We start from the raw sequence: 9,442 nt of genomic DNA, 5'->3' as shown, positions 1-9,442 counted from the left end.
GCTCGCGCAGCACCTTCTTGCCGTTCGCACATTTCAGGTCGAGCGCAAGCGAGCGCTTGCCACGATTGAGCATCATGTAGCTTGTCGACATTTCGCCGAGCCGCACGCCGCCGATGGCCATGTTTCGCGTTATGTCGGGGCGATCGATACCTTCAACCTTGATGACCGCCGCGCCAAGATCCACGGCGCGTAGAGTACTCAGTGGTCCAGCCAGCGCAGTCGTGAGATCAAGAACGGTAATCCCCTTCAATGGATAAGCAGGATCGTGATTGGTGGGCACGTCTGAACTTCCTTTCCGTTATTTGTGTTGAGCGCCCTTCCGTCAGGCAAGCGAGAAATCGCTCAACCAGTCGCCATAGGGGGCGGCCCAATACTGCGGAACGCCATTAAGGCATGTGAGAAAACTGAGACCGGCCTTCGCCGGGGCGGTGTGACTCCGCGTCGTTGCTAAAACCTTCGGCGCCTCGTTTGAAATCCAGATGGCACCACTATCGAGCATACGTTGCTGGAATGCATCGCGTTCATCCAGGTCCTTCACGTAGGACAGAACGGCGGTGTGAAAGACCACCGGCACTGCGCCCGCTGGAACATCGGCGAGCAGTCCTTCCAGACCGTCGCGAAGATCGCCGGCAACGACCCTGAGTTCCGGCATGACGGCGGCGACAGTCAGCGCCTTGTCGAGTCGTTGCCTGCGCATTTCGTGTTCCGGCCAGACCAGCGCCCGCAACCATGCGGCGTCTTCCTTCGAGCCGGCATCCAGGGGATTGAGATCCAACCCGCGTCGCCAGACGATTTCGGGATGCCGGTCGGCAAGCGGCACGTTCCCGACTGCTGCACATTCAAACTGCGGAGCCCCCGCCTCCGGCGCGGGGATCGTTATGCTGCCCGTTTCGGTCGTGTAAGTGTAGCCATATCTGTCCGGCAAAAGACAGAGACCCGCTGACGCCCCTACTTCGATAATCGCCAGAGGCCTGCCGATCCTTGCCAGGATCGGCAAGAGCGCGGCACACCGCCCCGGTTCGTTGGTCTGAGTGCTGCGCTTGCGCATCACCTCTTCCAAATCACCAGCCCGTTCCAGAACCATCTCTGTCAGCCCGTCCGCCGGAGGTAGGCATTCCAGATACTGAAGCGCGGCAAAGAGCAAATTGGGCTGCCGCTTTTCCGCCGGTAATCGGCAAAGAAATTTCAGAGCCGGCGGACTGACAGCGACTTCGCGTGCCAGCGCTTCGTAGACGTTCGAAGCTCCTTTGGCTTCGAAATCGGCAAAGCCCAGATACGACTTGGCAACATCTTCGCTTTCGCTGTCCATCACTCACCTTTAATCAACCGGCCAAAAACAATAATTTCGGGGATATACAGACGCTATTCGGTCCTGAAAAAGATGCTTCACGTCGCCCTTCGCACCGCATATCCGCAAGGGGTTTCGAGAACCGACAGCCTGCGGTTGCCGCCGCCAATCTGTTTGACGAGCCCGCGATGTTCCACATGAGGCAAGCTTAGAACGTCTGAAAGTGTCGTACTGCCGCAAGCGCCTGTCCCGGAGCGCTGGACAGGATCCAGCAAGCCTTCGTGCGAGCGCCTTCCGGGCAGGTTTTCCGCAATCCGGTTTGCGCCGGCAGTCATCCAGACGACGCGATCATGCATGGACAGATCTATCTGGCAGCTGGCAGCCGGCCGCCTGTAGGTGCGGGCCAGCACGTGCACCAACGCCATCTGGGCGCCGAGCAGGTCGCAGATGGAAGCGCCGGTCTTCACCGGCAGGCCGTCCACCGCGTTGGCGCCCTTCAGAAGCATCCCAAGATCCCGCTGACCGGCCGCACTCCTGAGGTCCAGCCGGATGTCGCATTTGTCCGTATTCGTCAGATGAAAAATGACCGAGTTGCCATCCGTATGCGAGATGCCGCCATGGCGCGCCGGATCCCCTCCGGGGGCCTCCACCTTGATCACCTGCGCTCCAAGGTGCTTAGCGGCAAGCGGGGCGGTCGTGTTGGCGCCAATTTCGACAACTGTCACCCCCTTGAGCGGTGAAGGCGCTGCCACCGGATTGGGACCGCCTTCCAACCGGTACGCGTCAACGGCGCACGCAGAGCTGCCGGCGGGCAAATCCACCGGGCTGACCGTCTCCCGAATTTGCTCCGCAGGGATGTCGCCGCAGGGAACGCCATTGTCCATCAGCGCCGTGAGACACGTAAGCTTGCCTTGCGTCCAAGACGCGATTAGTGCATCGAGTTGCTCGATGTTGTCCAACCGGTTCTGCGATGTTGCGAGCAGCTCCGGATCATGGGGAATGTCTGCCGCAATCAAAGCGGACAGGCGTGTCCATTGCCGGTCGGTCGGGGCGCAAATCGTTATCCAACCATCCCGCGCCGGATAGATGTTCCATGGCGCCAGGGCCGGATGGCGGTTTCCGATCCGCGTCTGCGCGCGTCCTGCAAGGCTGGCCGGCAGGAAGGTCAGAAGCGCATTCACCGCAACGTCGAGCCGCGCGATGTCGACCATTCGTCCAGCACCGTCACGCCTGCGCATCAATAGTCCCGCGATCGCACCAGCTGCCGCATATAATGCGGACTGGCAATCGATCGGATAGCCCGGCGCGCACAAGGCCTGTCCGCCGGGAAAGCCGGTATAAGTTGCAAAGGAGGAGTATCTTTGCAGGTCCGGATCGTCGAGATAAGCTCTGCGCAGCGACCCTGTGCGGCCGAAGGTGGACATGTCGCAGACCACCGATCCAGCAGCCGACATGACCCCGGCCAGAGCAGATGCGGCACCCTCGCCGTCGCTTGATGTGAGCACGATATCGGGACGGCAAAACCGGGCCTCCGGGCTTTCATACCAGGTTGCCAGATCATCAGCATGATGGACCAGGGCCCCGCGCCCTGAAAGGGTCCGCGCGCAAAGGCGGGAGGCAACGCTCGCGCCGACGCGCAAGACCGTAACATCGGCCAGCGGTGGACCGGAGGTCGCTTTTCTCATGTGCCACGGCCCGCCCAAGATCAGGCCTCCTGCCGTTTTTGAGACATGAGGAAGGATACGACCATCAGGTCATGATAGGCGTTGCCGACCGAGCTGAATATCGACAATCCCGATTTGGCGTCGACCGGCGCGTCGAACGCTAGGCGGTCCACGTTGTCAAGTGCGGCTAGGACGCTGAGCCTTGCTGAGATCATGGATTGAGCCCCGGCTGCTGAGCAAGTGCGAGAGGCTTTCCGACAGGATGAGCCGGGGCAATGCGGCCTGCGAGCGGCCAGGTCACCCGGTAGGTCGCGTGGCGCCGTCCATGCGCGGTCAGGCGTTTCTCCAGCTCCAGGCAGAGATCCGCGCCCGTGCGCTGGCGGTAATCGATGACGGAGGCCCGGCTCCTGAAATAGTGAACCAGTTCCTCCCCGTCCAGCTCTCTTTGGGCGTACATCCGGGGCATTTGCAACTCGTTCGAAAACGGGAAGGGCAGATCCCGGTAGCCGCCGCGCATGCGTTGAATTGCCGGTCCGCCGAAAGCGATGATCTTGCTCGCAATGTCTTCCAGGAAATCTGACGCCACCTGATCGCCGGTGACGAACGGTTCGCCATAACAGAAGAGCGCAATCACCCCTCCCGGCGCAGCGATGCGGCGCGCTTCGCAATAGAATTTGTCGAGATTGAACCAGTGGGCAGCCATGAAGGCGCAGACGCAGTCGACCGACCCGGTCTTCAGGCCGCTTTCCTCGGACGGTGCGCACTTATAAAGGATGCGCGGATGAGGCCGGGCCAGCCGCAATTGTTCGGCACTCTTGTCGGCGGCCACCACCTGGCTGAAATAGCGGACGAGATGTTCCGAGGCTTGTCCGCTGCCGCAGCCGGCATCCCAGACGATGCCTGTGTTCAAGCAATGGTCCTGAATAAATTCAAAAAGTTCATCCGGATAGGCCGGACGGCTCAGATAAGCGTTTGCAACTTTGCCATAGGGGGATTCCATGCGCCGCTACCTCCCTGAAGTATGGTGTTGTGCCGGCGGCTGGGGCCGCTCATCTTCTGCTGAACCTGCGGCGGGTTGACCGCGTCTGCGTGCGGCGGCCGCATCGACGGCCGGTGGACACCACACGGCTGCCAGTTTCATGTTTTCGATTGAGGATCGAGAAAGAGTGAAGGCGCGGAACATTGCCCGGTACATGCGAAGGATACCGATCGTATCCGTCCCAAGACGCCGCCAGAGCAGATCCCGCTTGTTGCGAAAATTGAACATGTCGAGAAAAAACTGTCCGGCGAAATTGCGGAATGAAACAATCTGGCTGCGATGGCCTCCGGTTAGCCGGTCGAGCAGCAAGGCGTAGGTGTTGCGGACAAAGCCGTAGCAGTCTTCGACGACGGAAATGCAGCGCACCGAAGGCTTTACCTCGACAAATGTCAGGTCGCCGCCGCCCTCCATGACTTGCGCGAAAAGCGAAAAAAGACGTGGAACGAGCGCACAGAGCATGCGGGTGTTCGATCCGAACCGGCAATTGACCTCAACGAACTTGTAGGCCTTGAGGCGTGGACAGAAGCGCATCTGCACAACGAAAAAACCAACCGCGTTCAACGATTTGAGGGCGGTTTCCACGAGGGAAATCTCCGCCGGATCATCGATCACGGATATGGCCGTGCTGACAGAGGGAGCAAGATGGCGATACTTTCTGAGCGAAAATCTCAAAATGGTGTTTCCCTGCCGGTCGAACAGGAAATGGAAGGACACCTCGTCGTTTCCCGAAAGCCACTCCTGCAGGACAACCGGTTGTCTTGCCTCAAGAAACCGGACGAGCTCCGCTTGCGAACGGCAGACGGCAACGCCGCGTCCACCGGTGGAGTGCGCCCGCTTCGCAATTACCGGATATCCCCAGCGCGACAACAGGATTTGCGCGTCTTCCAGCGTGGAAACGGCCTGGTGAGCGGGGATCGGAACTCCAAGTGGGCCGAGCGTCTCGAGCGATGAAAACTTGCTTGAGAGGGTCTCGAATAGTCCCTCGTCGGGCGCCCAGACCGAATACTCCGCGAATTGCTCCCGCGCCGCGAAGACAATCCGGATATCAGCATCGTTTGTCGGAAAAACGATGTCGATGGCGTTGCGACGCATGAACGCAACAAGTGCGGCCACATAATCCGCGAGCTGCTGCGGGCTCCCGTTCCGCTCCGGCGGCGGGGCGATGTAGAGATAGTCCTGCACCCAGCGGCACCTCGTATAGGGCATGCCCGGATGGTCGGTCGACGTGAAGACCTCATAGCCGCTCTTGTTGGCCATGACCGCAAGGACGTAGGCACCGTTCCGGTGCAGGTTGGGGATGAATATCCGGCGCCCGGTCATCTTGCGGCCCGCAGAGCCAGAATGCCGACAAAGACGATGATCGGAACTAAGGGCAGAAATCCACCATATCCCGCGTCGTGAAGCACGCCATAAACGGCAGCGCCTGCCGCACCCCCGCCGGAAATCGACAGGAAGTAATATCCGAGCGCCTGTCCCTTCACATGCTCGGGCGCTTCGACATGAACGAGTTCGACGATGCCTATCCGGACGAGCACGATCAGGAAGGAGGCCAGTCCGAAAGCTAGGCAGGCCCACACAAGTGAACCCGAATTGAGCCCGCCGGCAACGAGACCCGCGGCCACAAGCAGTGCGGCCGGGAACAGCCCCGCTTGAAGGCGTACGGGCGAGAACAGTTTCAACAAGCCTGCAATGAAGGAAAACACCGCGATCGAGATCGAGATACGGGTGAACAAATCGGCTGCAATCCCCAGATAGGTGGCTGAGAGCATCGGCAGCAATTCAAAAAAGGCGCTGAGACAAACCGCCTCGACCATGGCGAGCGCCAACAACTGGCGCAGAATGCGGTGCTCGAGCAGGCATCGCAGACCGTTGCCGATAGCCTTATGGATATTCATCCGTCCGGCTGCCGCTTGACCCTGCTGACGCGCGTAGTCAAATGCATATGTTGTGTAGGCGACAACGGCGTAGGACAGCGCATTGAGAAAGTAGGAGACCCAGAGAAGGTCCTGCGAAATCAATCCCATGAGGACCGTTGGCGCTGCGACGCGGCCGATATTCAAGCTGATCGTGTTCAGCGAGAGCGCCCGTCCGATGCTCTGCGGCGTAAAGACATAACCGAGTATTTTCTGGTGCACGGTTCGGCTCAACGCCGAAACGGTCGACATGGCGGCGGTGATGACGACAATCACAAAAACAAACCGGTCCTGCGGTAGCACCGTAACCGCCAGGACCGCCACCAGGGACAAAAGACCGAGCAGACCGCAAATCACGTAACTCGACCGTTTGAGCCGGATCCGATCCGAAATGATGCCCGCATAGGGCGTTACGACAAGATTGGGAAGAAACTCCGCAACCGCCAGAAGCGACAGCATCGCCCCGGATTTGGTTGCCTCCCATATGAAATACGACGTTGTCAGACGGTAAAGCCATGTGGCCGAGTTGGTCACGAAGGACGCAAAGGCCACCCGGATCAAATTGCGCGGAAGCACGGTCATTGCAGGTTCGAAATCACCCTCGAATGACGTAGCCATTGGCAACCAGTTCGTCGTGGGCGTTCGATCTGAACCCGGGCCCAACCCCGGCGCGCAAAGTCCGTTCCGCTTCAAGGTCTGCCGAAACCAGTTCCGCAATCCTTGGCGCTAATGCGCGCGGAATGGCCACAACACCGTCGCGGTCGCCGAAAACGATATCGCCAGGATTGATCGAAACATTGCCGATCGACACAGGTACATTCACGCCGCCGGCCTTGATTGCATGCGGATAGTAGTAGTTCTTGGCGGTCGCGCCCCGGCAGAAGGTCGGAAAGCCCATTCTGACAAGGCCCGGGCTATCGCGCGTGCAGCCGTCGATCACCGCGGCAATCCCGCCTCTGGCGACGATCTTCTGCGCCGTTCCATCGCCGAAGCAGGTCCAGTCGCTTGAACCACCGGCGGCAACGACCAGAACGTCGCCGGCTTCCATCGTATCGATGGCCGCGCGCCTGACGGTCAGGTCGGTTCCCAGGGAGGTGACCGCAATCCCGCAGAGCCTGTCCGTCGGCTCCAGCGGCTTGATTGCGGAATCGATAAGATAGTGCTTCCCGATGCGGTCGCTTACAAAGGCGACATACGCCTTCTCGATGACTGCGATATATTGGGCGGCACTTCGGTCAACAGTCAGATTGACGACTTTTTCTTCAAGCATCGGACCATCCTTCAGCGACAACTTCTACGAGCGCTCCATTCCTGAGCTGCGCTCCAACGACTGCCCGGCACGGCTTATGCGGGAAGCTTCTGGAATAGGCGGAGTTTAATTCCTGATAGAGCGTCAAATCCGCCAGGAACACGGAGACGAACGTTATGTCCGTCAGGCGAAGGCCGGCATCTTCCAAGGCGCGGTTAAGATGACCCATGATCCTCTCGAACTGCTCGGCCACCGTACCCCCTGATCCGATCGCCCTCCCAGAACTTGACGCCAGACATTTTGAAGTGTCCGCTCGGCACTTTGATCAGATCGGAATAGTGACCGGATAGGTCGTACTCCCGCATTTTATCCGTCTCTCTATAAGAGAGCATCCGCCTCGTGGACGAGGCTCTGTCGAATTTCAATTATATTCATGTATACCAATGTATATTTATTGTTTTATATAATAATAATAAATATTAATGCGTATAGCAATCAAACTTAATCGGGTGATATAGTCATCAAACCATATCAATACCCCTTAGAAAGGAAAATATATTACGGTTATTTTAGAGTTTTACCTAAAGATGTTTTAATGTCAACAATTTCCATCAAAATTTTCTTGCGTACTCTGCGCCAATAATTTTATTCGTTTCGCCCAATGGAGCTGTATGTGATTTCATCTGGAGCTGAGAACTTCGGCACTCCAAAACTCCCCTTGAGCGGCATGCGGGTGTGCGAAATATCGCACCATCTGAGCGCTCCCCTTTGCGGTCGCTATCTGTCGGAATTGGGTGCGGACGTTGTCCGCCTCGAGGCTCCCGACAGGGACAGAATGCGGGCGTTTTGCAAATGGCGCGGACTACGGGGCGCCGTTCGCCACAACCAATAAGGGCAAACGCCTTATCCGAATCGATTTGCGCACCGCGGCAGGACTGGAGCGGGCCAAGACGATCCGGATAAGGCTGCGATGCCCTGATCACCAACCTTCAGCCAGACACGCTGCTTCGCCTTGGCCTCTGTCCCGAAGCCGTGCGCGAGTTCAATCCGGGCATAATCTATGTCAGCTTGACGTCCTGCGGCTGGGACGACCGGTTTCGAGGCGTCAGGATGGATGACGGCGCCGCACAGGCAGCGTCAGGCCTCGCCCTTTCGACCGGATGGCCAGACAGCGGTCCGGTTCTGGTGCCTGTACCGATCGGCGCCACGGTATCGGCCCTCTTCGGCGCCATTGCGGTTGCCGCGGCCTGGGCGAGAGGGTCGGCGACCTCCGTCGATTGCGCGCTGCTCGACTCGCTGGCGATGTGCCTGGAGTTTCCCCTCATGCAGGCAGCGACCTTCGACAAGGTTCCAGCGAAGAACGGTGGCAGACACCCGACGAGTTCGCCTAGTCAACCCTTCAAGACCAAGGACGGATTTCTGGCCATCATGGCGACTTCGAATGCCCACGTCCGAACCCTGCTCACAGCCTTGAGCCTCGACGAACTGGCGGACGACGAGCGTTTCAGCTCGTATGCTGGCCGGCTGCAGAACCGGGACGAGCTCGAGGCGAAGATCGAGACGGAGCTGATGCGCGAGACGACGCTCAGCTGGTTCGAAAAACTGTCGGCGCTCGGCATTGCCTGCGCGCCCATGCAGACCTTGCCGGAGGCTGTCGCCCATGCCAAGGCCCATGATTACAGCACAATTCGCCCGCTTAGCCTGCGCGGAAGGCCCATCGACACCGTTGCCATGCCTGGCGGTCGGGCCGCGCGCGGCCTTGAGGAGACGGCGGCGCCAATTGAAGTCCAGGATGCCGGCTGGTGCGGCCCGCAGGCGCTGAGGCCGCTGCAAAAAGCGTGCACGCTCCTGAGCGGCGTCCGGGTCCTTGACCTGACGCGCTTTCTGTCGGGGCCCTTCGCCACGTTCCTTCTTTCCGAACTCGGTGCGCACGTATTGAAAATCGAGCCGCCGGGGGGAGATCCGACCCGCCAGTTCAGCCCTCTCCTTGAAGGTCAAAGCGGCTATTTCACGTCCATCAACCGCGGAAAACGAACGTTGGAGATCGATCTGAAGACTCAGGCCGGCCGGGATTGGCTGCTGAGCGAACTCGCGCGCACCGATATCCTGATCGAAAACTACCGGCCCGGCGTGATGAAACGGTTTGGTCTTACCGAAAGCGTTCTGAAAGCCCGGAACCCGAAGCTCGTGACCGTTTCCATTTCCGGCTATGGCTCCGAGCGGACCTTCGCAGACCGCGCCGCCTTTGACATGACGATGCAGGCTTTCACCGGCATCATGACCCAGACC

General features: G+C 59.3%; 11 protein-coding genes. 2 read left to right on the top strand and 9 right to left on the bottom strand.

Translation table 11 applies throughout. The features are described 5' to 3' along the window. The 9 genes from ACN0SO_RS27000 to ACN0SO_RS26960 form a co-directional block, all read right to left on the bottom strand. The coding region (locus ACN0SO_RS27000) for a CoA transferase (protein ID WP_417682937.1) at window positions 1–280 on the bottom strand (280 nt) is incomplete at its 3' end. A gap of 42 nt (window positions 281–322) precedes the next feature. Then, window positions 323–1,309, bottom strand: a complete 987-nt coding sequence (locus tag ACN0SO_RS26995) for a DUF2332 domain-containing protein (protein WP_417682935.1) — start codon at window positions 1,307–1,309, stop codon at window positions 323–325. 77 nt (window positions 1,310–1,386) lie between these two features. Then, window positions 1,387–2,973 carry a CoA transferase gene (locus ACN0SO_RS26990; RefSeq protein ID WP_417682933.1) on the bottom strand — a complete coding sequence of 529 codons (1,587 nt, stop codon included), beginning with the start codon at window positions 2,971–2,973 and terminating at the stop codon, window positions 1,387–1,389. A gap of 20 nt (window positions 2,974–2,993) precedes the next feature. Continuing rightward, window positions 2,994–3,167: a hypothetical protein gene (locus tag ACN0SO_RS26985; RefSeq protein ID WP_417682932.1), complete on the bottom strand. Its 174-nt coding sequence runs from the start codon at window positions 3,165–3,167 to the stop codon at window positions 2,994–2,996. Further along, window positions 3,164–3,862 carry a class I SAM-dependent methyltransferase gene (locus tag ACN0SO_RS26980; RefSeq protein WP_417682930.1) on the bottom strand — a complete coding sequence of 233 codons (699 nt, stop codon included), beginning with the start codon at window positions 3,860–3,862 and terminating at the stop codon, window positions 3,164–3,166. The genes ACN0SO_RS26985 and ACN0SO_RS26980 overlap by 4 nt, the downstream gene beginning before the upstream one ends. A gap of 96 nt (window positions 3,863–3,958) precedes the next feature. Continuing rightward, window positions 3,959–5,311, bottom strand: a complete 1,353-nt coding sequence (locus ACN0SO_RS26975; protein ID WP_417682928.1) for an ATP-grasp domain-containing protein — start codon at window positions 5,309–5,311, stop codon at window positions 3,959–3,961. Next, window positions 5,308–6,486 (bottom strand): MFS transporter, encoded by a 1,179-nt coding sequence (locus ACN0SO_RS26970; protein ID WP_417682926.1) that lies wholly within the window; start codon window positions 6,484–6,486, stop codon window positions 5,308–5,310. The genes ACN0SO_RS26975 and ACN0SO_RS26970 overlap by 4 nt, the downstream gene beginning before the upstream one ends. 13 nt (window positions 6,487–6,499) lie before the next feature. After that, the gene (locus tag ACN0SO_RS26965; RefSeq protein WP_417682924.1) at window positions 6,500–7,174 is read right to left on the bottom strand and encodes an RraA family protein; all 675 of its coding nucleotides are present in this window, start codon (window positions 7,172–7,174) and stop codon (window positions 6,500–6,502) included. Further along, window positions 7,167–7,424 (bottom strand): RidA family protein, encoded by a 258-nt coding sequence (locus ACN0SO_RS26960; RefSeq protein WP_417682941.1) that lies wholly within the window; start codon window positions 7,422–7,424, stop codon window positions 7,167–7,169. The genes ACN0SO_RS26965 and ACN0SO_RS26960 overlap by 8 nt, the downstream gene beginning before the upstream one ends. Window positions 7,425–7,814: 390 nt before the next feature. Here ACN0SO_RS26960 and ACN0SO_RS26955 point away from each other — a divergent pair, with 390 nt between their 5' ends. Further along, complete coding sequence (locus tag ACN0SO_RS26955; RefSeq protein WP_417682922.1) at window positions 7,815–8,045, top strand: CoA transferase; 231 nt, start codon at window positions 7,815–7,817, stop codon at window positions 8,043–8,045. An 83-nt stretch (window positions 8,046–8,128) separates the two neighbouring features. After that, window positions 8,129–9,442: CoA transferase (locus tag ACN0SO_RS26950; protein ID WP_417682939.1), on the top strand; the 1,314-nt coding region annotated here is incomplete at its 3' end.

The sequence above is a fragment of the Roseibium sp. genome, assembly GCF_048260565.1.
Lineage (GTDB): Bacteria > Pseudomonadota > Alphaproteobacteria > Rhizobiales > Stappiaceae > Roseibium.
This window is presented reverse-complemented; position numbering and strand designations above follow the sequence as displayed.

Coding starts and splice junctions, on each gene's coding strand:
- ACN0SO_RS26975 (WP_417682928.1), bottom strand. CDS start 5,311: ATGACCGGGCGCCGGATATTCATCCCCAACCTGCACCGGAACGGTGCC.
- ACN0SO_RS26965 (WP_417682924.1), bottom strand. CDS start 7,174: ATGCTTGAAGAAAAAGTCGTCAATCTGACTGTTGACCGAAGTGCCGCC.
- ACN0SO_RS26970 (WP_417682926.1), bottom strand. CDS start 6,486: ATGACCGTGCTTCCGCGCAATTTGATCCGGGTGGCCTTTGCGTCCTTC.
- ACN0SO_RS26985 (WP_417682932.1), bottom strand. CDS start 3,167: ATGATCTCAGCAAGGCTCAGCGTCCTAGCCGCACTTGACAACGTGGAC.
- ACN0SO_RS26955 (WP_417682922.1), top strand. CDS start 7,815: ATGGAGCTGTATGTGATTTCATCTGGAGCTGAGAACTTCGGCACTCCA.
- ACN0SO_RS26990 (WP_417682933.1), bottom strand. CDS start 2,973: ATGAGAAAAGCGACCTCCGGTCCACCGCTGGCCGATGTTACGGTCTTG.
- ACN0SO_RS26995 (WP_417682935.1), bottom strand. CDS start 1,309: ATGGACAGCGAAAGCGAAGATGTTGCCAAGTCGTATCTGGGCTTTGCC.